Here is a 21,638-nt window from a genome sequence, read left to right as displayed (position 1 = left end):
GGAGCGTGCGGTTCCCGGTGGGCGGGCGTTGACCGCCGTCCACCGGGTGACCGCGACTGCCGTTCCCGTCAGAGCCCCAGCGCAGTCACCATGTCGGCGCGCACGGCGTCGAGGCGCGCGTGCGCCGTCGTGCGGGCTGCGGTGATCTCGGCATCCGTCGCGTCCGCCGTGACCGGGACGATGACCTCGAGGTAGCTCTTGACCTTCGGCTCCGTGCCGCTCGGGCGCACGATCACCCGGGTGCCGTCCTCGGCGAGCAGCCGGACGCCCTCCGTCGGCGGCAGCCCGTCGCGCTCCGCCTCGGTGCCGGCCTCGAGGTCGACGACCTCGACCACGCGCGAGCCGCCGAGGCTCGCGGGGGGAGCCGCCCGCAGCCGACCCATCGCCGCGACGATGCCGGCCGGGTCCTCGAAGCGACCGGCGAGCTGAGAGCTCAGGTACAGGTTGTGCGCCCGCGCCAGGTCGTCGAGCGCGTCGAGGAGCGTGCGCCCCGAGGCCTTGAGGTCGGCCGCGAGGCCCGCGACGAGCAGCGCCGCGGAGATGCCGTCCTTGTCGCGCACGTGCGTGGGGTCGACGCAGTAGCCGATGGCCTCCTCGTAGCCGTACACGAGCCCCTCGACGCGAGAGATCCACTTGAACCCCGTGAGGGTCTGGACGTGGCGAAGGCCCGCCGACGCGGCGATCTGCGCGAGCTGCCGCGAGGAGACGATCGAGCTCGCCAGCGCCATCCCGGCGACGGGGTCGGGCGACCGCAGCGCCCGGTCCGCCGCGAGCCGACCGAGCAGCGCGCCGACCTCGTCGCCGTGCAGCATGCGCCAACCCTCGGCGGCGGCCGTGTCGGGGCCGCGGTACGAGCGCGCGCGGGGGTCGCGGACCGCGACACCGCACCGGTCGGCGTCGGGGTCGAGGGCGATCACGACGTCGGCGCCCAGATCGCCCGCGAGTGCGGTCGCGAGGTCGATCGCGCCGGCCTCCTCGGGGTTCGGGAACGGGATCGACGGGAAGTTGCCGTCGGGTTCAGCCTGCTCGGGGACGACATGCACGTCGGTGAACCCGGCGGTCGCCAGGACGCGCTGGCCCGTGACGCCGCCCACACCGTGCATGGGTGTGAGCACGATGCGCACACGCCCCGCACGGGCCCGCGCCCCGTCCGAGGGGTCGGCCAGGGCCGTCACGGAGGCGACGTAGGCGTCGAGCACCTCGGGACCGAGCACGGTCCAGCCGGTCTCCGCGCGGGGGACCGCGGCGACGGACGGGACTCGGGCGATCTCCGCGGCGATCGCCGCGTCGGCGGGCGGGACGATCTGCGAGCCCTGACCGGAGTCCGTCACGACGCGGCCGCCGAGGTACACCTTGTAGCCGTTGTCCTGCGGCGGGTTGTGGCTCGCGGTGACCATCACGCCCGCGTCCGCGTCGAGGTGGCGGACGGCGAACGCGAGGACCGGCGTGGGCAGCGCCGACGGCAGGACGAGCACCTCGAGGCCGACGGCCGTGAGCACCGCTGCGGTGTCCCGCGCGAAGTCGGCCGAGCGGTGCCGGGCGTCGTAGCCGACGACCACGCGCGGGGCCGGCGTCAGCCCGTCGAGCTCACCGAGCAGGTAGTCCGCGAGCCCCGACGCGGCCCGGATGACCACCGCGCGGTTCATGCGGTGCGGTCCTCCGCCGAGCTCGCCGCGCAGCCCGGCGGTGCCGAACTGGAGCAGGCCCGAGAACCGGTCGGCGAGGTCGGCACGGGCTCCGGTCACGTCCAGGACCAGCGACTCCTCGCGCGGGGTGCGCGCCGAGCCGTCGCGGTGCGCACCGACGTCGGTCAAGGGCTGGCTCGCCGTCGCGAGCAGCGCGCTCAGCTCGGCGCGGGTCTGGGCGTCCGGGTCGTCCGAGATCCACGCGGCGACGCGCTGGGCGAGCTGTTCCCACGGTTCCGGCTGCACGATCGACATGCCCACAACCTACCGACCCCGGCCGGTCCGGGCAGCACCGGGCAGCACCGGGCGACGCAAGGTGAGCGCCCGGTGAGACGGGTGGGCGCCCCCGCGCCACCGTCGTGTCAGAGCGCCTGGACGATCGTGGCGAGCAGGGCGCTGATCCGCGGACCGGCCTCGCGTCCGGCCTCGATGACCTCACCGTGGGAGAGCGGCTCGCCGGTGATGCCGGCCGCCAGGTTCGTCACGAGCGAGAGCCCCAGCACCTCGAGCCCCGCGTGCCGGGCGGCGATCGCCTCGAGCGTCGTCGACATGCCCACCAGGTCGCCGCCCAGCCGGCCGGCCATCCGGACCTCGGCCGGGGTCTCGTAGTGGGGCCCGCGGAACTGCACGTACACGCCCTCGTCGAGGCTCGGGTCGACCGTGCGCGCGAGGTCCCGCAGGCGCGTCGAGTACAGGTCGGTGAGGTCGACGAACGTCGCTCCCTCGAGCGGGGACATCGCGGTGAGGTTGATGTGGTCGCGGATGAGCACGGGAGTGCCCGGGCCCCAGGCGGCATTCAGGCCGCCGCACCCGTTCGTCAGGACGACCGTGCGGGCTCCCGCGGCTGCCGCTGTGCGGACGCCGTGCACGACCGGCCGCACGCCCTTGCCCTCGTACAGGTGGGTCCGCGACCCCAGGACCAGCGCGTGGCGCGCGGGCGCGTCCGGGGCGGCGTCGGGGGCCGCGAGGCGGATCGAGCGGATCGTCCCGACGTGGCCGACGACGGCGGGCGCCATGAACCCGGGCACATCGTGGCTCGGGACCTCGGCGACGGTCTCGCCCAGCAGGTCGGCGGCCCCGCCCCAGCCCGAGCCGAGCACGAGCGCGACATCGTGCTGCGCGACGCCCGTCACCTCCGCGAGGTACTGCGCCGCGAGTCGCGCCACGTCGAAGGGATCGGTCATCGGGTCGTCGAGGTCAGCCATGGCGGTCACGTTATCGGCCCTGAACGCTCTGCCGCGCGCGTCGTGCCGGCACAGAACGGCCGGGTCGGCCCGCGCCGGGCAGAATGGCCACGTGGGCACACGCGATCAGGACCTCCAGTCGAGCCGCGTCGTCATCCTGGGGGGCGGACCCGGCGGGTACGAGTCGGCGCTCGTTGCGCGCCGCCTCGGTGCGGACGTCACCGTGGTCGAGCGGCTCGGCCTGGGCGGGTCGGCCGTCCTCACCGACGTGGTGCCCTCCAAGACGCTCATCGCGACCGCCGAGTGGATGACGATCGCCGACCGTGCCCCCGACCTCGGCATCCACCTCGACGCGCCCGTACCGGCGCATCCGCGCATCGACCGGACCCGGGCGATCAGGGAGTCGGAGCAGCATCGGGTCGACCTCGGTGAGGTCAACGTGCGGGTCAAGGCGCTCGCGGCCGCGCAGTCGGCGGACGTGCACGCGCGGCTCGAGCGCGAGGGCATCCGGATGGTGATCGGCTCGGGCCGTCTCGAGGGACCGCGGCGGGTCGTGGCGACTCAGCCGGACGGGCGCGAGCACGCGTTCGACGCCGACGTCGTGCTCGTCTCGACCGGCGCCGTCCCGCGCGTGCTGCCGGGCGGCGAGCCCGACGGCGAGCGGATCCTCACGTGGACCCAGCTGTACGAGCTGACGAGCCTGCCCGAGCGGCTCATCGTCGTCGGGTCCGGCGTCACGGGCGCGGAGTTCGCCGGGGCGTACCTCGCGCTCGGCTCCGAGGTCGTCCTCGTCTCGAGCCGGGACCGGGTCCTGCCGGGGGAGGACGCCGACGCCGCCGACGTCATCGAAGAGGTGTTCCGCGGCCAGGGCATGACGCTGATGGCACGCTCGCGGGCGCAGTCGGCGACGCGCACGGCCGACGGGGTCGTCGTGACGCTGACCGACGGGCGCACCGTCGAGGGCTCCCACGTCCTCATGGCGGTCGGCTCGGTGCCCAGCACGTCGGGCATCGGCCTGGTCGAGGCGGGCGTGCGCCTCAGCACGTCGGGCCACGTCGAGGTCGACAAGGTCTCCCGGACGTCGGTGCGCGGGGTCTACGCGGCGGGGGACTGCACGGGCGTGCTGCCGTTGGCGTCGGTGGCCGCGATGCAGGGGCGCATCGCGATGTCCCACGCGCTGGGCGACTCGGTCATGCCCCTGTCGCTGCGGACCGTCGCCGCGAACATCTTCACCGAGCCCGAGATCGCCACCGTCGGCTACAGCGAGGCGCAGCTCACGGCCGCCGGGTCGCGCTACGTCACGAGCACCCTGGCCCTGGCCCAGAACCCGCGCGCCAAGATGCTCGGGATGCGCCACGGGTTCGTCAAGCTGTTCGCACACCCGGCCGGGCAGGTGCTCGGCGGCGTCGTCGTCGCGCCGAACGCGAGCGAGCTCATCTTCCCGATCACGCTCGCGGTCTCGCACCGGCTCACCGCCGACGAGGTCGCGAGCTCGTTCACCGTCTACCCGTCGGTCTCAGGGTCGATCGCCGAGGTGGCGCGGATGCTGCACCAGCGCCAGGACGACTGAGCCGCGGCTCGGGCCGCAGGGGGGTCCGTCCGTCGGCGTCGGCTCAGCCGACCGGCTGCAGCGTCATGACGACCGGCAGGTGGTCGGACGAGCGCGGGGCCGTCAGCACCTCGGTGTGCGTCGTCTGCATCCCCTGGCAGAGCACCTCGTCGATCCGAAGGGTCGGGTGGTCGCTCGGGTAGGTCGGTGCCCGGTTGCCGGCGAGGTCGGCTGCGCCCGTCCAGCCCGCTGCGTCGAGCACGCCGGCCTCGGGTGAGCCGGGCTCGGCGACCACGTCGCCCGCCAGGACCGCCGGTGCGGAAGCGGGCAGCGCCGCGAGGAGGGCGTGCAGCACGTCGAGGCGAGGCGCGGCGTCGTCGGCCGGGTCCTGCAGCTGCACCGAGCTCACGCGGACGGCGGTCCCGCCCGCGAGCGTGACCGTCGCCGAGAGCGCCGAGCGCTGCGGCGACCCGGCGACGTCCGGCAGCGCCGTGACGACCGCGTGGTTGAGGGCCGACCGCGCGAGGATCGCGGTGCCGAGCTGGTGGTCGGCGCCCGGGGCGACGACGACCTGCATCTCCAACCGGTGGGACAGCCAGGTCGCGACGTCGAGGCCGCCGCCGAGCACCCACCCGCGGGAGACCTCCTGCAGCGTGACGACGTCCGGGTCCTGTGCCTCGATCGTGCGCGCGACGAGCTCGGGGTCGAGGTCCGCTGCCGGCGCGACGCCGTGGTGCAGGTTCCAGTCGACGACGACGAGCGAGTCGCCGCGGGCGCGCGCGGGACCGGGCGCGGTCGGTGCGTTGGGCCACCAGCCCACGACGGCGAGCACGACGGCCGGCGTGACGAGCATGCGGATCGCGTTCGACCGGAACGGCTGCGCGGGCTCGACTGCCGTCGCGGGCAGCTCCGTCGACGTGGTGACCGGCGCCGCGGGGACCCGCCGACGCAGCCCGGCGACGGTGAGCGCGAGGCCCGCCACGAGCGGGAGGGCCCGACCGTGCAGCCCGAGCGGGCCGTCGATGTCAGCGAGGCCGACGAGCAGCGGCGCTGCGAAGCCGAGGCCGACGACTCCGACCGCGAGGGCCGTGCCCGGGACGCCGAGCGGCGCGACGCGGTGCGTGGTCAGCCCGGTGGCGAGGGCCACCCCGACGGCGAGCTGCAGCACGACGACAGGGATGAGCTCCCTGCTGCCGGTCACGGCGAGGGCGCCGAGGGCTGCCGCGGGGACGGCGAGGGCCGCCGCGATGCGGACGGTTCCGGTCAGCAGGTGCGGGCTGAGCACCAGCCAGACAGCAACCACGTGCGCGAGCACGATCACGAGCCCGACGTCACGCAGCGGCTCGCCCGTCTGGGCGGCGACGAGCGCCGGGTTGGCAAGGACCGTGGTCGCAAGCACCAGGTAGGGGCCGAGCATCCACAGCCGCCGGGGGCGACCGGTCGAGCCGCCTGTCCGCACGACGCGCGCGAGGGCCACGGCACCGACCGGCAGCACGCCGCCGACGACCCAGCCCACGGGTCCGTGCCGCCAGAGCGCGTCCCACGTGCCGAGGCTCAGCTGCAGCCCGGTCGCGAGCCCGGAACCGAGCACGAGGCCGAGCGCGGCCTGCCGACCACCGGTGGGCCGGCCCGCGACGAACGAGACCGCGAGCGTCAGGACGCACACCGCGAGCGCGACCGCCACGAGCCCGACGACGACGCGCGCGTCACCGCCGAGACCCTGCACGACGAGCCGGGCGACCGCCACCGCAGCGGTCCCCGCGAGCACCGTGCGGCCGTCGGGGGACCCGGTGAAGCGTCGACCGGTCGCGAGGAGCAGCACGGCCGCCGCCGCCCCCGCCAGCACGCAGGCACCGAGAGTCGTGGCACCGGCGGGGCCCGCACCGGGCACTCCCTCCAGCAGGGGGCCGCCGGCTCGCGCGAGCTCGAGGGTCAGCACGGTGAGGACGGCGACGAGGCTGACGCGGGTCGCCGTGCCGGCATCGGGGGGTGTCGTGGGGTCGGTCCGGGCCGCCCGGGTGCGCGCTGCGGCACGGGAGAGCGCCCGGGTCCGTGCGGACAGCGGGGTGCGCTCGCGGGCCGGCGGCCGGGTGGAGCCGTCAGGCATGGAGGTCACGGCGGTCACCGTACCGCGCGGCCGGGAGCGCGGCAGCGTGACCGTCAGGCGAACAGCGCCTGGCCGACGAACGGCGCGTCGGGACCGGTCGCGGGCGTCCCGTCGGCCCCGAGCAGCTCCGCGGGCAGGCCGGGCGGCACGGCGAACAGTCCCGAGCCGGTGTGCAGGAGGTACTCCATGAGGGCGTCGTCGCGCGAGAGAACGGTCTGCATCGGGATGTAGTGCGTGCGTGGGTCGCGGACGTAGGCGATGAAGAACAGGCCCGCGTCGAGGCGGCCGAGCGAGTCGTTGCCGTCGGTGAAGTTGTAGCCGCGTCGGAGCATCCGCACGCCGTTGTTGGTGCTCGGGTGCGCGAGCCTGACGTGCGAGGTGGCGGCGATGAGCGGGACGTCGCCGCGGCCCGTCGCCGCGAGGTCGGGCTCGGTGAGCTCGGTTCCGCCGGACAGCGGGGCGCCCTCACCCTTCGTGCGGCCGACGAGCGTCTCCTGCTCGCGCAGCGACGTGCGGTCCCAGGTCTCGATGACCATCCGGATGCGGCGCGCGACAAGGTACGAGCCGCCGGTCATCCAGGTGGAGTCGGTGCCGGGGTCGCTCGCGTCGGCGGTCGCGGCGTCGGCGGGTACCCAGACGTGCTCGTCGACCGCGGTCGGCTCCTCGGCCTTGAGGTTGGCGGTGCCGTCCTTGAAGCCGAACAGGTTGCGGGGCGTGGCCTGCGTCGTCGACGTCGAGGACGTGCGGCCGTAGCCGAGCTGGGTCCACCGGATCGCGGCGGTCCCGAACGCGGCGCGGGAGAGGTTGCGGATCGCGTGCACGGCGACCTGAGGGTCGTCGGCGCACGCCTGCACGACGAGGTCCCCGTCGCTGCGTGCCGGGTCGAGGGCGTCCTTCGGGAAGTGCGGCAGCTCGACGAGCGCGCCGGGCAGCCGGTCCGCGAGGCCGAACCGGTCGACGCCGGGTGCTCCGTCGGGTGCGGGGGTCCCGACGAACAGCGATCGCCCGAACCCGAACGTGATCGTCAGGCCGGCGGGCGGCAGGTCGGCCGCCTCACCGGTGTCGTCGGGCGGCGCGTCGTACGGGCCCGACGCCGGACCGAACGTGCCCGCCGGGCGGCCCTGCGTGAGTCGTGCCGCCATGGCGGTCCAGGTGCGCAGCAGGGCGACGACCTCGTCGCGCGAGGTGGTCGTGAGGTCGAACGCCGCGATGTGCATGCGGTCCTGGGCCGGGGTGACGATGCCGGCCTGGTGCTCGCCCGTGAACGGGTAGGTCGTCCCGGAGCCGGCCTGCTGCGCCGCAGTGGCCTGCCCGGCGCCCTCGCGGCCCGCCACGAACCCTCCGGCCGCGGCCACCCCGATCGCCGCGAGCCCGCCGCCCGCGAACCCGAGCAGGGCGCGCCGCGACACGCCGTGCCCCTCGGCGGGAGGGGGCACGGCAGCTGCCGCGGTCCGCTCCTCGAGGGGTGGCTGCCCGGTCACGATGCGCTCGTGACGGTGGCGGTGAGGCGCGAGAGCGGCTCGCTCACGGCGTCGACCGCCGCGGCGATCTGCTTCACCTGGTCGGTGCTGAGCGCGTCGTAGGACGTGAACCCGGTCTCGGCCGACCCCTGCGCCGAGACGAGCGCGGTGAGGTCGGCGAAGCGAGCGTCGAGGGTCCGCGCGAGCTCCGGGTCGGCGGCCGTGGCGACGTCGCGCAGCACCTCGAACGCGACCCGTGCGCCGTCGAGGTTCGCCTGGACGTCCCACAGGTCGGTGTGCGACCAGATCTCCTCCTCGCCCGTGATCTTGCCCGTGGCGACCTCGTCGAGCAGCGCCTTCGCGCCGTTGGCGATCTGGAACGCCTCGAAGGTGAAGCCGGGCGCGTTGACGGCGTCGACGACGGCCTGGGTGTTGGCGACGAGACCGGCCGCGGCTGCCTCGCGCTGCGCCTGCGTGAGCGGGGTGTAGGCCACGCCACCGTTCGCGTCGACGGCCGGGGCCCAGAGGTCCTTCTCGATGAGGTGCCAGCCGGTCCACTGCTGGCCCGCCTCGAGGTCGGCCTCACGCAGGTCGAGCAGCGGGTCGAGGTCGCCGAACGACTCGGCGACGGGCTCGATGCGCTCCCAGTGCAGGCGGGTCGCGGCGTAGAGCCCCCGTGCCTTCGTGTCGTCGCCGGCGACGTAGGCGGCGGCGAACTCCTGGGTGCCGGCGATCAGGGCGCCCACCTGGTCCTTGACGTAGGAGACGTAGGACTCCTCGGCCTGGGCGAGCTGGGTGGCCGTGTCGCCCGTCGGCCCGACGGCCGTCCCGGAGTCCGTCACGGTGAAGTCGGACCTGATGCCCTCGCCGACCATGCCGGGCTTGCACTGGGTCACGTAGGTACCGGGCCGGGCCTGCACGACGAGGTCCCGGGTGAGGCCGGGCCCGAGGTTCTCGACCTCCGCGACGACCCGCAGCCCGTCCGCGGCGAGCACGTAGAACTCGGTCACGTCGGTGCCCGAGTTCGTCACCGAGAACGTCAGGGTGCCGGACGGGGCCGTGGCGGCCGAGAGCGTGCACGCGGTCGCCGACGAGTCGACCTTCACCGCGCCCGCCCCGACCACGGACGCATCCGCGGGCTCGTTCGCGACGCAGCCCGCCGCGAACGGCAGGACGAGGGCGGCGCAGGCGATGGCGGACAGGGCGGAGCGGGGCATGGGTGTCCTCCGGGACGGCGGAGCTGGCGGTGCGGGGGAAGTGGAACAGGCAGGTCAGGCGGGGACGCCGGCCGGCACCGGGGCGGGGAGGGGCGCGCGGGTCGGCGTGCCCCACGTCGTGCGGATGAAGACGTACGCGGTCGGCGCGAGGTAGGCGACCCACGCCGCGAGCTGGATCCACGTCGTCGCGGGGGAGAAGTTGAAGACGCCCTTGAGGAGCGTGCCGTACCAGCTCGTCGGGGGGATCGCCGTCGAGACGTCGAACGCGAGCGCGTGCAGGCCGGGCAGGATCCCGGCCTCCTGCAGGTCGTGCACCCCGTAGGAGAGCACGCCGGCGGCGACGACGACGAGGAACAGCCCGGTCCACGCGAAGAAGACCCGCAGGTTCAGGCGCACCGCGCCCCGGTACACGAGCCAGCCGAGGGCGATCGCCGCGGCGAGCCCGAGGGCCGCGCCGAGCAGGGGCGACGTCGACGTGCCGGTCGCCTTGGCGCCGGCCCACAGGAAGAGCGCGGTCTCGAGACCCTCGCGCCCGACGGCGAACAGGGCCATCACGACGACAGCGCGCCTTCCGGCGGCGATCGCGGCGTCGAGGCCGTGCTGCAGGGTGGACTTGAGGAAGCGTGCGGTGCGCGCCATCCAGAAGATCATCCAGGTGACGAGACCGACCGCCGCGATCGACAGCGTCCCGCCGATGGCCTCCTGCGCCTCGAACGACAGGCCCTGCGGCCCGAACGTGAGGGCTGCCCCGAAGGCGAGGGAGACGACGACGGCGACGCCGACGCCGGCCCACACCGCGGGCAGGAGGTCGCGCCGGCCGGTCTTGACGACGTAGGCGACGAGGATGCCGACGACGAGAGCGGCCTCAAGGCCTTCGCGCAGGCCGATGAGAAAGTTGGCGAGCATGGCAGCTTTCCGCAGGGGTCTCGGGACTGACGAGTGAGGGTCGGCTAAGTGAGGAGTGCCTTACCTCACTTCGAACTGTACGGCATGGCCACGTTGCCGAGCGAGACCGCCATCGGTTCCTTCGTTGTGAGGGTCGTCACAACCCTCGGTGGCTCACGCGACGGGGGCTGAGCCCTCCACCTGAGCGCGCAGCCCGGGCCACGCGGCCGCGAACGCGGTCAGCAGCGGGCGGTCGGCGACGGCGTGGGTCGCCACCCAGGCGATCTCGAGGCTCTCGGCATCGGTCGGGCGAGGGTCGAGGTGCCCGACTGCCTCGGCGCGGACGGTCGTATAGCTCCAGGTGCCGTGGTCGAGCACCTGGGTGCCGAGCACAAGAACCGAGGCCGGCTCGATGCCCGCCTCCTCACTGGCCTCCCGCAGCGCGGCGTCGACCGCGGACTCGCCCGGTGCCCTCGCTCCGCCCGGGATGCCCCACGTCCCACCCTGGTCGCTCCACAGGGCCCGGTGCTGCAGGACGACGTCCCACCCGAGCCCCTCGGGCGAGCGTCGCGCCAGGAGGAGGCCCGCCGCTCCGTGCAGACCCCAGTGGCGGCGGCCGCACGCGCACTCGATCCACCCGTCGCCAGGTGACGGGTGCCGTGGGGCCTCCTGCGGCGCCGGCGCCATGCTCAGACGACGATGTCGCAGATCGCGGTCCCGGCGCCCACGCTCGAGCCCACCGCGGCGACGAGCCCCGTGACGCGACCCGCACGGTGGGCGAGCAGCGGCTGCTCCATCTTCATGGCCTCGAGGACGACGATGAGGTCGCCCTCGACCACCTCCGCGCCGTCGGCGACCGCAACCTTGACGATCGTGCCTTGCATGGGCGACGAGAGCGTCGCACCGTTGGTGCTCGCGACCGAGCGCACAGGGGTGCGGCGTACGGGGCGACGAGCCTGGACGCCCGGGCGTCCGCGACCGAAGCCGAGTGCTGCCGGCAGGACGACCTCGAGCCGCTTGCCGCCGACCTCGACGATGACCCGCTCGAGCGCGATCGGCTCGTCCTCGTCCTCGTCCGCGAGGTCCCCCGACCCGGCCGAGCCCGCGCCGGGCTCGTACGTCGGTGCGACGAGCGACGCGAGCCGGTCCCCGAACTCCGTCTCGATCCACAGGGTGTGCACGCGGAACGGCTCGGCGGGGTCGGTCGGCACGAAGTCGGGCTCCTCGAGCACCGCACGGTGGAACGGCACGACCGTCGGGATCCCCTCGACCTCGAGCTCGGTGAGCGCGCGCCGGGCCCGCTCGACCGCCTGCGCGCGCGTCGCGCCCGTGACGATCACCTTCGCGATCATCGAGTCGAACAGCCCCGAGACGGTGTCGCCCTCGACGACGCCCGAGTCGACGCGCACGCCGGGACCGGAGGGGAACCGCAGGCGGGTGATGCGTCCCGGCGCGGGCAGGAAACCCGCGGCGGGGTCCTCGCCGTTGATGCGGAACTCGAACGAGTGCCCCCGGGTGGTGACGTGGTCGTATCCGAGGGGCTCGCCCGCCGCGATCCGCAGCTGCTCGCGCACGAGGTCGATCCCGCCGACCTCCTCGGTCACGGGGTGCTCGACCTGCAGCCGCGTGTTGACCTCGAGGAAGGAGATGGTCCCGTCCGCGCCGACGAGGAACTCGCACGTGCCCGCCCCGACGTACCCGGCCTCCCGCAGGATCGCGACGGACGAGGCCACGAGCTCGGCGTTCTGCGCGTCGGTGAGGAACGGCGCGGGCGCCTCCTCGACCAGCTTCTGGTGCCGGCGCTGGAGCGAGCAGTCGCGCGTCGAGACCACGACGACGGTGCCGTGGGCGTCCGCGAGGCACTGCGTCTCGACGTGGCGGGGCCGGTCCAGGAACCGCTCGACGAAGCACTCGCCGCGACCGAACGCCGCGGTGGCCTCCCGGACTGCCGACTCGAACTGCTCGTCGATCTCGTCGAACGTGCGCGCGACCTTCAGGCCGCGCCCGCCGCCACCGAACGCCGCCTTGATCGCGACCGGGAGGCCGTGCTCGGCCGCGAACGCATGGATCTCGGCGGTGCCCGTCACGGGGTCGGGCGTGCCCGCCACGAGCGGTGCGCCCGCGCGCGCGGCGATGTGCCGGGCGCTGACCTTGTCGCCGAGCGCCTCGATCGCCGCCGGGGGCGGTCCGATCCACACCAGGCCCGCCCCGAGGACCGCCCGCGCGAAGTCCGCGTTCTCCGCGAGGAAGCCGTAGCCCGGGTGCACGGCGTCGGCCCCCGAGCGGCGCGCGACGTCGAGCAGCTTGGCGATGTCGAGGTACGTCTCCTGCGCGCGCGCACCGGAGAGCGCGAACGCCTCGTCGGCCACGCGCACGTGGAGCGCCTCGCGATCGGTGTCCGCGTAGACCGCGACGGAGCCGATCTGGGCGTCGCGGCAGGCACGAGCGATGCGGACGGCGATCTCGCCGCGGTTCGCGATGAGGACCTTGGAGATGGCGGGCACGGCTCACCGTAACGCGGGCAGCCCGGACATCTCACCCGCACCGCGGTCGCGCCGCGAAGATTGGTGGACCGCCCACGCGTGGACCGGTCGCCTTTGGAGGTATCCGACGATGACGAGCCGCCACTGTTCGTCCCGGCGCGCTCGGTTTGTGCGGAGGTGACAACCGGTGCGGAGCGGGCCCGCCGTCGTCAGCGTCGCCAGAGGTCCGGAACCAGGACGCCGACCTCGCCGAGCAGCTCGCGCAGCAGCGGCAGGCTCACGCCGACGACGCCGTGGTGGTCTCCCTCGATCGCCGTGACGAACGCGCCACCGAGGCCGTCGATTGTGAACGCGCCCGCGACCGCGAGCGGCTCGCCCGTCGCGACATACGCGTCGATCTCGGCGTCCGACAGGTCGGCGAAGTGCACGACGGTGGACGAGGTCGCGCCGAGCGTCCCCGCCGTTCCCTGGCCGCCATCGCTCACCGGCAGCCGGTCGTCGATGATCCAGTGCCCGGTGTGGAGCACGCCGCTGCGCCCACGCATCGCGCGCCACCGCGCGGTCGCCTCGGCCACGCCCGCGGGCTTGCCGACGATCTCGCCATGGATCTCGAGCATCGAGTCGCACCCGAGGAAGATCAGGTCGTCGGCGTCGGCGAGCTCAGGTGCGACGTCGTCGAGCGAGTGCGCGACGTCCTCGACCTTGGCCTGCGCCAGCAGGAGGACCGCGTCGACCGGCTCGATCGCGCCGAACCGCTCACGCGCAGCCGCGAGCACCGTGTCCTCGTCGACGCGCGAGACCGCGACGATCGCGTCGATGCCGGCGGACTGGAGCGTCGCGAGGCGGGCGGGCGAGGCGGAGGCGAGGACGATTCGGGTCACGGCGAGCGAGCCTACCGACGCCGGGGACGTTGGGCCCTCGACCCGCGGCCCGGTTCTGGGCGATGATTCGGTGGCACGTGCGTCCGCGCCGCCGCCCCGGCCGACCCCGAGCCGGCACCAGCACCCGACCTGAGGACCGAACAGCGATGATCGACGTGAGCGACGTGAGCGACCCGGAGGCACTGCCGGAGTCGAGAAGCCGGTTCCACGAGCTCCGTCAGTCCCGGCGCTGGATCTTCGGCACGATGCTGTTCTCGGCGCTCATCAGCCTGACGGCGTCGTTCGTGCTCTCGGTCGACGCGATCGCCCTGGCCAGGGACCCCGCCGCGACGCTGGCGTGCAACATCAACTCGGTCATCAGCTGCGGCACCGTCGGGCTGTCGTGGCAGGCGAGCCTGCTCGGCTTCCCCAACGCGTTCCTCGGGCTGATCGCCGAGCCGGTCGTGATCACGATCGCCGTCGCGAGCCTCGGCGGCGCACGGTTCCCGCGCTGGTTCATGATGTCGGCGCAGGTCGTCTACACGATCGGCGTGCTGTTCGCGTACTGGCTCTTCCAGCAGTCGATGATGGTCATCCACGCGCTGTGCCCCTGGTGCCTGCTCGTGACGCTCTCGACGACCCTCGTGTTCTCGACGCTCACGCACTTCAACATCCGCGAGGGCAACCTGTGGATGCCGAAGCGGATCGAGCGGTCCGTCCGCGAGTTCGTCGATGCCGACAACGACCTGTTCGTCGTCGCCGCGGTGCTCATCGTGCTCGTCGCGCTGATCCTGCTGAAGTACGGCGCGGCCGTCTTCGGCTGATCCTCGCGGTCGGTCTGTCTGTCCGTCGTTCGGTCGCGTCGGGCCGGTCAGGTCGTCGGGCCGGTCAGACGAGTGCCGTGCGCAGGACGTCGAGCGGGAGCGAACCCAGGTTGAGCGCCCGGGCATGGAATTCCCGCAGGTCGAACGCGCCGCCGCGGGCGCGGGTTGCGGCAGCTGCGTCGTCGCGCGCCTTCTCCCAGAGCCGCTGGCCGATCTTGTACGAGGGCGCCTGCCCGGGCCAGCCGAGATACCGGTGCAGCTCGAAGCGCACGAACGCCTCGGGCATGTTGACGTTGGCGCGCAGGAACTCCCACGCCTTGTCCGCATCCCAGATCCCGCCACCCCATCGCTCGGGCGCCCGCAGGCCGAGGTGCACGCCGATGTCGAGGACGACGCGAGCGGCGCGCATGCGCTGCCCGTCGAGCATCCCGAGCCGGTCGCCGGGGTTGTCGAGGAACCCGAGGTCGGCCATGAGCCGCTCGGCGTAGAGAGCCCAGCCCTCACCGTGCCCCGACGTCCAGCTCGCGAGTCGACGCCACGTGTTGAGGGTGTCGCGCTGGAAGACGGCCTCGCCGACCTGCAGGTGGTGGCCCGGGACGCCCTCGTGGTAGACGGTCGTCTTCTCTCGCCAGGTGTTGAACGTCGTGACCGACGGCGGCACCGACCACCACATGCGGCCGGGCCGGCTGAAGTCGTCGCTCGGACCGGTGTAGTAGATGCCACCGTTGTGCGTCGGCGCGATGAGGCACTCGAGGGTCTGCACGGGGACGGGGATGTCGAAGTGCGTGCCGTTGAGGGCGGAGATCGCCGCGTCCGACGTCTCCTGCATCCACGCCCGCAGCTCGGCGGTGCCGTGCAACGTGAGCGCCGGGTCGGCGTCGAGCACCGCGACGGCCTGGGCGACCGTCGCCCCCGGCCCGGCGATCTGCGCAGCGACCCGCTCCTGCTCGTCGACCACGCGCGCGAGCTCGTCGAGCCCCCACTGGTAGGTCTCCTCGAGGTCGACGGTCGCACCGAGGAAGTGCCGGGACCACAGCGCGTAGCGGTCACGGCCCGCGGCGTCGGCCTCGGGAGCCAGCGGGGCCAGCTCGTCGCGCAGGAACGCCGTGAGCGTCGTGTAGGCGGCTCGCGCCGCAGTCGCGCCACGCTCGAGCTCGGCGCGCACGAGCGAGCACGAGGACGAGTCGTCGAGCACGAGGTCCGCCGCGGGACCGTGCACGAACGACGTGAAGAACGACCTCGTGGGGTCGGCGAGCTCGCCCGCCTGGGCGATCGCGTCCTTGACCTGGCGGATTGCGGCGACGCGGCCACGTGACGCGGACTCGCGCAGCGACTCGACGTACCCGTCCACGGCGCCCGGGAGCGCGTTGAGGCGCGCGGCGATGTTCTCCCAGCTCTCGATCGACCCGGTCGGCATGAGGTCGAACACGTCGCGCAGGCCCTGGACGGGCGAGGCGATGTTGTTGACGATGGCGAGCGTCTCGCCGGCAGCATCGAGCTCGAGCTCGAGGCCGAGGCGTTCCTGCATCGCGGCGAGCGTGACCTCGTCGGTCGCGTCGCTCGGCGCGTGCCCGTCGAGAGCGACGAGCGTGCGCCGGGCCGACTCGGTGCGGGCCGCGTGACCCGCCGGGGACAGATCGGTCATCTCGTGGTCATGGCCCGCGATCCCCATCGCGGTCGCCGCAAGCGGGTCGAGGGCAGCCGAGGTGGCGACGAAGGCATCGGCGATCGCGTCGATGGGGGAGGCGTCGCGGTGCCGGGTGGCACCCGGTCCGGCGGAGATCGTGGTCATTGCTTGACCCTAGCGTGAGGGTGCGCGGCGCCCCCTCCGCCTGAGACGTGATCGGCGCGATCCCGATCCTCGTCGCGCCCTGGGCCAGGAGCAGCCCGACGGCCGCGGTGATCCCACCGGACGCAGCAGCAGCCGTCAGCCGCGCAGGCTCCAGCGCCAGGCGTCCGGCCCTGGAGCGGCCCGCACGGGGTCGCCCCGCATCGCCCGGGCCCGGTCGCGCCACATCGACCGCGTCGCCGGCTCGTCGGTCTCGTCGGATCGGGCCGACGCGGCGACCAGGCCGGCGACGAGTGCCGCGAGCTCGACGTCGTCGGGCGCGCCGCGGACCACGCGCACTCGCGCGCGGCCGTCTGCGGCGGGCTCGGGTCCGTTCACTCGATGTCGTCCTCGTCCTCGTCGTCGTCGGGCTCGAACTCGACGGGCACACCGCGCGACGCACCCCACTCGGTCACGTCGAAGCCGCGGTCGGTCAGGCGCCGGGCGATCTCGGCGCCGCCGTCGTCGACGATGCCGAGCACCGAGTCCATCGACAGGTCCGACGTGCCCGTGGGCGGCCCGACGACGAAGCCCAGGTGGAACGTGTCGAGCTCCTCCTCCTGCGGGGGCAGGTCGGCGTCGGCCTCTGCGCCGTCGTCCCACGTCATGCCGGTCAGGTCCGAGTGCAGGCCGAGCCTGTCGTGCAGCACGTCGTACAGCTCGGCGTTGAGGTTCGACACGCGTGACTCGAGCGCGAGGATCCGCGGGTCCTCGTCGGCCTCGTGCGCGCCGAACTCGGCCCGCACCCCGACGGCGGCGTCGATGTACTCGTGCAGGCTCACGGACAGGGCGTCGACGACGCTGTGCAGGTCGCTCGGGTCGACCCCGTGCAGCGGCTCGACCCCGTGCGCGGGGCTGTCGCCGTGCTCGCCGTGCTCGTCGTGGTCGTGGTCGTGGTCGCTCATGATGTCCTCACGCGACGAGTCTGCCTCACAGGGGGATGTTCCCGTGCTTGCGCGGCACGGTCGTGGCGCGTTTGGTGCGCAGCAGCCGCAGCGCCCGGACGATCTCCCCGCGGGTGCGCGACGGCGCGATGACGGCGTCGACGTAGCCGCGCTCGGCGGCGTCCCACGGGTTGACGATGGCGTCCTCGTACTCAGCCGTGAGCCGCGCCCGCTCGGCCTCCTCGTCCCCGCCCGCGTCGGCCACGGCCTTGAGCGTGGAGCGCTGCAGGATGTTCACCGCGCCGCCGGCACCCATGACGGCGATCTGCGCGGTCGGCCAGGCGAGGTTCACGTCGGCGCCGAGCTGCTTGGAGCCCATGACGATGTACGCACCGCCGTAGGCCTTGCGCGTGATGACGGTCACGAGCGGGACCGTGGCCTCGGCGTACGCGTAGATGAGCTTGGCGCCGCGCCGGATGATGCCGTTCCACTCCTGGTCGGTGCCGGGCAGGAACCCGGGCACGTCGACGAACGTCAGGACCGGCAGGTTGAACGCGTCGCAGGTCCGCACGAACCGCGCCGCCTTCTCAGCGGCGTTGATGTCCAGGGTGCCTGCCATCGCGAGCGGCTGGTTGGCCACGATGCCGACGGGGTGACCCTCGACGTGCCCGAACCCGATCAGGATGTTCTGCGCGTAGAGCGGCTGCACCTCGAGGAGCACACCCTCGTCGAGGACGTGCTCGACGACGGTGCGCATGTCGTAGGGCTGCGAGTCGGAGTCCGGGACGAGCGTGTCGAGCTCCTCGTCCTCGGGCGTGACGCCGAGGTCCGACTCGTGCGCGTACGTCGGGGGGTCGGTGAGGTTGTTCGCGGGCAGGTAGGACAGCAGCGAGCGCACGTAGTCGAGCGCGTCGTTCTCGTCGGCCGCGAGGTAGTGCGCGACGCCGGACTTCGTGTTGTGCGCCGTGGCGCCGCCGAGCTCCTCGAAGCCGACGTCCTCGCCGGTGACGGCGCGGATCACGTCGGGCCCGGTGATGAACATGTTGGACGTGCCGTCGGCCATGACGATGAAGTCGGTGAGGGCGGGGGAGTACACCGCGCCGCCGGCCGAGGGGCCGAGGATGAGGCTGATCTGCGGGATGACGCCCGACGCCGCGACGTTGCGCCGGAAGATCTCGGCGAACTGCGTGAGGCCGGCGACACCCTCCTGGATGCGCGCGCCGCCGCCGTCGCTGATCCCGACGAGCGGGACCCCCATGCGCAGCGCGAGGTCCATGACCTTGGTGATCTTCTGGCCGTGCACCTCGCCGACGCTGCCGCCGAACACCGTGAAGTCCTGCGAGTAGATGGCGACGGGTCGGCCGTCGACGGTCCCGTGCCCGACGACGACACCGTCGCCCGCGATCCGCTTCTTGTCGAGCCCGAAGTTGGTCGAGCGGTGCTTGACGAACGCATCGAGCTCCGTGAACGAGTCCGGGTCGAGGAGCGCGTCGATCCGCTCCCGGGCGGTCTTCTTGCCACGCGCATGCTGCTTGACGGCAGCTGCTGCCTCCGCGGACACCGCGGCTGCCTCGTGGCGGGTCGCGAGGTCGGCGAGCTTGTCGGCGGTCGTGCTGAGCCGGGGGGTCGGGTCTGCAACGGAGGAGGTGGCCGGGGGAGCAGCCGGGTCTGCAGCGGGGGTCGGGTCGGTCACCCTCCGAGGCTAGACGTCCGAACCGCCCGACAGGATGCCGACCGGCGACCGTGTCGTGGGAGCGAGGTCGTCGGGTCCCGACAATGCCGGCCCGTCGGTCGCCACCCGTGGAGTCTCGACCCGGTCCGCGGGAGGATGGGGACATGAGCGAGCACGCAGTGACCGGTGGGCATGGTGGGGGTCTGGCCGAGGCACGTCGGCCGTTGCGAGCGTCGGTCGTGAGGTCCCTGCTCCTCGCGCCTGCCGGGCCGCTCGCACGCGTCGAGGTGCTGGACCGCGTGGGTTCGACGAACCGCGAGCTCATCGAGCGGCTGCACGCCGAGCCGAACGCCTGGCCCGCACCCAGCATGCTGGTCGCGGACCACCAGGACGACGGCCAGGGCCGTGCCGGTCGGACGTGGCAGACGCCGCCGCGCGCCGCCCTGACGGTGTCCTTCGCGCTGCAGCCCGACGGGCCGATCTCGTCGTTCGGCTGGATCCCGTTGCTCGCGGGCCTCGGGACCGTGACCGCGCTGCGCGCCACCGCGGGGGTGCAGGCATCGCTCAAGTGGCCCAACGACCTCATGGTCCCGGCGCCCGACGACACCGACCTGGACGGGTGGGGCCGCGTGCGCAAGGTGGGCGGGATCCTCAGCGAGCTCGTCGACACCTCCGCGGGTCGGGTCGTCGTCGTCGGCATCGGGATCAACGTCTCCCAAGCGCCCGACGAGCTGCCCGTCCCGAGCGGGACGTCGCTCGCCCTGGTCGGCGCGCGCGAGGTCGACCGGGAGATCCTGCTCGTCGCCCTCGTCTCGGCCCTCGACGAGCTGATGGGCCGCTGGCGCGAGCACGACGGGGACGTCCACGCGTCCGGGCTCGCCGCCGAGGTGGCCTCGGTGTGCTCGACGCTCACGACCCGGGTCCGCGTCGAGCTGCCGGGCGGTGACGAGGTCACGGGCACCGCGCGTCGGCTCGGCCCGGACGGCGCCCTCGTGGTGATGGACGACACCGGGACGGAGCAGCACGTGCGTGCGGGTGACGTGCATCACATCAGGGCGACGTGAACTACCCTCCAGAGGTGCCGACTGCCGCGGATGCCGCCGCCTCGCCGCCCCCCGACGGAACACCGACCGACGCCACGTCGACACCCGCAGGAGCGGCCGCCTCGACCCTCGCCGAGCTGGACGACGTGCTGCTCGGCGGACCGCGCACGCTGACCCTGCGGGACCTCGCGAGCCGGATCGACGCGCCGCTCGACTTCGTGCGGCTGTACTGGCAGACGCTGGGGCTGCCGCACCCCGAGGCGGACGACGTGGTGTTCACCGAGCAGGACGCCGACGCGGTCGCGCGCGTGTCGCGGATGATCCGCGAGCGCGGGTTCACGTTGCGGACCGCGTCGTCGTTGACCCGCGCGCTCGGGCACACCGCCGACCGGCTCGCGCTGTGGCAGGTCGAGGCGCTCGTCGAGGACATGGCGACCCGGTACGGGCTCGACGACACGAGCGCCCGGCTGCTCGTCCTCGACCGGCTCGCCGACCTGGCACCCCTGCTCGAGGCGCAGCTCGTGCACGCCTGGCGCCGCCAGCTCGCCGCGATCGCCGGACGGCTCGCCGCCGACTACAGCGAGCAGCGCACGTCCGGCGCCGACCGGGAGGGCCTGCCGCTCGCCCGGGCCGTCGGGTTCGCCGACATGGTCTCGTTCACCCGCCGGACCGCGGGTCTCGGCTCGACCGACCTCTCGGAGTTCGTGCAGCGGTTCGAGTACGCCGCGCGGAACGTCGTCACGAATGCGGGCGGCCGCGTGGTCAAGACGATCGGTGACGCCGTCCTTTTCGTCGCCGACGACGTGGTCACGGGCGCACGCGTGGCGCTCGGGCTCGCCCGGGAGCTGGGCGGAGAGCTCGACGTCGAGCTCGAGCAGGCCGCCGGAGGGCTGGCCGAGGGAGCACGCGGCGTGACGCCCGTGCGGGTCGGGTTCGTGTGGGGGCGGGTGCTGTCCCGGTTCGGAGACGTGTTCGGCCCCTCGGTCAACCTCGCCGCCCGGCTGACGGACATCGCCGACCCGAGCGCCGTGCTCACCGACACCGCGACGGGGGAGCTTCTCGCCCGGGACGCCCGGTTCGTCGTCGAGACGCTGCCCGAGCGCGAGCTCGCGGGGATCGGGCCCATCGCGCCGGTGCTGCTGCGCTCGGCGTGACCTCGCCCGGCCCGCGTCAGTCGACCGGGCGGATGAGCTCCGGACCGTCGTTGGCGACCGAGTTGACTGCCGTCGAGATCGGCGTCGCGACGACCTCGGGCGCCGGACCGAGCACGAGCTCCATGGCCCCTGCGGCGTCGACCGCGGGGTCGAGCCACGCATCCCACACGTCTCGCCGGAGCATCAGCGGGCGACGGTCGTGGATGCGCGCCAGCTCCCCGGTCGCCGCGGTCGTGATGATCGTTGCTGACACGAGCCAGCGCGTCGGGTCGTCGTCGTCCTTGGTCGGGTCCTTCCAGAACTCGTAGAGCCCGGCGAGCGCGAGCGGTCCGCCGTCGGGCGGGTGCAGGTAGTAGGGCTGCTTGGTCCGGGTCGGTGCACCCGGCTCGGGGACCTGCCACTCGTAGTAGCCGTCCGCGGGGAGCAGCGCCCGGCGCAGCGCGAACGGGCGCTTGAACGCGGGCTTGTCGAGCAGGTTCTCGACGCGCGCGTTGATCAGCCGGTTGCCGATCGACGGGTCCTTCGCCCACGACGGCACCAAGCCCCAGCGTGCGGTGCGCAGCTGCCGCGTGAGCGCGCCCCGCGAGCCGTCCTCGAGGCGCTCGGGGCGGTCGACGACGATGCGGACCGGGTCGGTGGGCGCGAGGTTCCACGACGGCGGCAGGAGGTGCACGTCGTCGGCGACCGACGCGATCGCGAACTCGTCGGCGATCTGCTGGTCCTCTCGGAACGAGGCATACCGACCACACATGGCCACAGCCTCTCGCAGACCCCGGACACGTGCGTGTCGAATCGATTCGCGT

General features: G+C 73.6%; 18 protein-coding genes. 4 read left to right on the top strand and 14 right to left on the bottom strand.

What is annotated here, in order from left to right; genetic code table 11:
• Positions 1–68 precede the first annotated feature (68 nt).
• Complete coding sequence (locus VFW79_RS03320) at positions 69–1,940, bottom strand: phospho-sugar mutase (protein WP_329675889.1); 1,872 nt, start codon at positions 1,938–1,940, stop codon at positions 69–71.
• A gap of 107 nt (positions 1,941–2,047) precedes the next feature.
• Positions 2,048–2,890 carry a purine-nucleoside phosphorylase gene (locus VFW79_RS03315; RefSeq protein ID WP_329675888.1) on the bottom strand — a complete coding sequence of 281 codons (843 nt, stop codon included), beginning with the start codon at positions 2,888–2,890 and terminating at the stop codon, positions 2,048–2,050.
• Positions 2,891–2,981: 91 nt separating this feature from the next.
• On the opposite strand from VFW79_RS03315, the gene VFW79_RS03310 reads away from it, so the two are divergent.
• Positions 2,982–4,439, top strand: coding sequence for an NAD(P)H-quinone dehydrogenase (locus VFW79_RS03310; protein WP_329675887.1), 1,458 nt, complete (start codon positions 2,982–2,984; stop codon positions 4,437–4,439).
• A gap of 43 nt (positions 4,440–4,482) precedes the next feature.
• Here the strand turns inward: VFW79_RS03310 and VFW79_RS03305 are convergent, their stop codons facing one another.
• The 7 genes from VFW79_RS03305 to VFW79_RS03275 form a co-directional block, all read right to left on the bottom strand.
• Positions 4,483–6,525: an endonuclease/exonuclease/phosphatase family protein gene (locus tag VFW79_RS03305; RefSeq protein WP_329675913.1), complete on the bottom strand. Its 2,043-nt coding sequence runs from the start codon at positions 6,523–6,525 to the stop codon at positions 4,483–4,485.
• Positions 6,526–6,578: 53 nt separating this feature from the next.
• Positions 6,579–8,006 (bottom strand): iron uptake transporter deferrochelatase/peroxidase subunit, encoded by a 1,428-nt coding sequence (gene efeB / locus VFW79_RS03300; RefSeq protein WP_414647847.1) that lies wholly within the window; start codon positions 8,004–8,006, stop codon positions 6,579–6,581.
• Positions 8,003–9,202 carry an iron uptake system protein EfeO gene (gene efeO / locus VFW79_RS03295; RefSeq protein WP_329675886.1) on the bottom strand — a complete coding sequence of 400 codons (1,200 nt, stop codon included), beginning with the start codon at positions 9,200–9,202 and terminating at the stop codon, positions 8,003–8,005. The genes efeB and efeO overlap by 4 nt, the downstream gene beginning before the upstream one ends.
• 54 nt (positions 9,203–9,256) lie before the next feature.
• Positions 9,257–10,108: an iron uptake transporter permease EfeU gene (efeU, locus tag VFW79_RS03290; protein WP_329675885.1), complete on the bottom strand. Its 852-nt coding sequence runs from the start codon at positions 10,106–10,108 to the stop codon at positions 9,257–9,259.
• Between the two features lie 153 nt (positions 10,109–10,261).
• Positions 10,262–10,774, bottom strand: a complete 513-nt coding sequence (locus VFW79_RS03285; protein ID WP_329675884.1) for an NUDIX hydrolase — start codon at positions 10,772–10,774, stop codon at positions 10,262–10,264.
• Positions 10,775–10,776: 2 nt separating this feature from the next.
• On the bottom strand, positions 10,777–12,591 hold the full coding sequence (locus VFW79_RS03280) for an acetyl/propionyl/methylcrotonyl-CoA carboxylase subunit alpha (RefSeq protein ID WP_329675883.1): 1,815 nt from the start codon (positions 12,589–12,591) through the stop codon (positions 10,777–10,779).
• A 188-nt stretch (positions 12,592–12,779) separates the two neighbouring features.
• On the bottom strand, positions 12,780–13,451 hold the full coding sequence (locus VFW79_RS03275; RefSeq protein ID WP_329675882.1) for a Maf family protein: 672 nt from the start codon (positions 13,449–13,451) through the stop codon (positions 12,780–12,782).
• Between the two features lie 146 nt (positions 13,452–13,597).
• On the opposite strand from VFW79_RS03275, the gene VFW79_RS03270 reads away from it, so the two are divergent.
• Positions 13,598–14,254 carry a vitamin K epoxide reductase family protein gene (locus tag VFW79_RS03270; RefSeq protein ID WP_329675881.1) on the top strand — a complete coding sequence of 219 codons (657 nt, stop codon included), beginning with the start codon at positions 13,598–13,600 and terminating at the stop codon, positions 14,252–14,254.
• Between the two features lie 64 nt (positions 14,255–14,318).
• Here VFW79_RS03270 and VFW79_RS03265 read toward each other — a convergent pair whose 3' ends face one another.
• From VFW79_RS03265 to VFW79_RS03250, 4 genes are all read right to left on the bottom strand, one after another.
• A complete protein-coding gene (locus tag VFW79_RS03265) occupies positions 14,319–16,046 on the bottom strand; it encodes a DUF885 domain-containing protein (protein WP_329675880.1) in 1,728 nt (575 codons plus the stop codon).
• Positions 16,047–16,181: 135 nt separating this feature from the next.
• Positions 16,182–16,421, bottom strand: coding sequence for an acyl-CoA carboxylase epsilon subunit (locus tag VFW79_RS03260; protein WP_329675879.1), 240 nt, complete (start codon positions 16,419–16,421; stop codon positions 16,182–16,184).
• Complete coding sequence (locus VFW79_RS03255; protein ID WP_329675878.1) at positions 16,418–16,987, bottom strand: hypothetical protein; 570 nt, start codon at positions 16,985–16,987, stop codon at positions 16,418–16,420. Before VFW79_RS03255 ends, VFW79_RS03260 begins: the two co-directional genes overlap by 4 nt.
• Before the next feature lie 25 nt (positions 16,988–17,012).
• Positions 17,013–18,659: an acyl-CoA carboxylase subunit beta gene (locus VFW79_RS03250; protein WP_329675877.1), complete on the bottom strand. Its 1,647-nt coding sequence runs from the start codon at positions 18,657–18,659 to the stop codon at positions 17,013–17,015.
• A gap of 143 nt (positions 18,660–18,802) precedes the next feature.
• On the opposite strand from VFW79_RS03250, the gene VFW79_RS03245 reads away from it, so the two are divergent.
• The gene (locus tag VFW79_RS03245; RefSeq protein ID WP_329675876.1) at positions 18,803–19,702 is read left to right on the top strand and encodes a biotin--[acetyl-CoA-carboxylase] ligase; all 900 of its coding nucleotides are present in this window, start codon (positions 18,803–18,805) and stop codon (positions 19,700–19,702) included.
• Positions 19,703–19,716: 14 nt separating this feature from the next.
• The gene (locus VFW79_RS03240; RefSeq protein ID WP_329675875.1) at positions 19,717–20,835 is read left to right on the top strand and encodes an adenylate/guanylate cyclase domain-containing protein; all 1,119 of its coding nucleotides are present in this window, start codon (positions 19,717–19,719) and stop codon (positions 20,833–20,835) included.
• A gap of 16 nt (positions 20,836–20,851) precedes the next feature.
• Here VFW79_RS03240 and VFW79_RS03235 read toward each other — a convergent pair whose 3' ends face one another.
• Positions 20,852–21,586, bottom strand: coding sequence for an SOS response-associated peptidase (locus tag VFW79_RS03235; protein WP_329675874.1), 735 nt, complete (start codon positions 21,584–21,586; stop codon positions 20,852–20,854).
• Positions 21,587–21,638 lie beyond the last annotated feature (52 nt).

The organism is Cellulomonas sp. (assembly GCF_036279715.1).
Lineage (GTDB): Bacteria > Actinomycetota > Actinomycetes > Actinomycetales > Cellulomonadaceae > Cellulomonas_A.
This window is presented reverse-complemented; position numbering and strand designations above follow the sequence as displayed.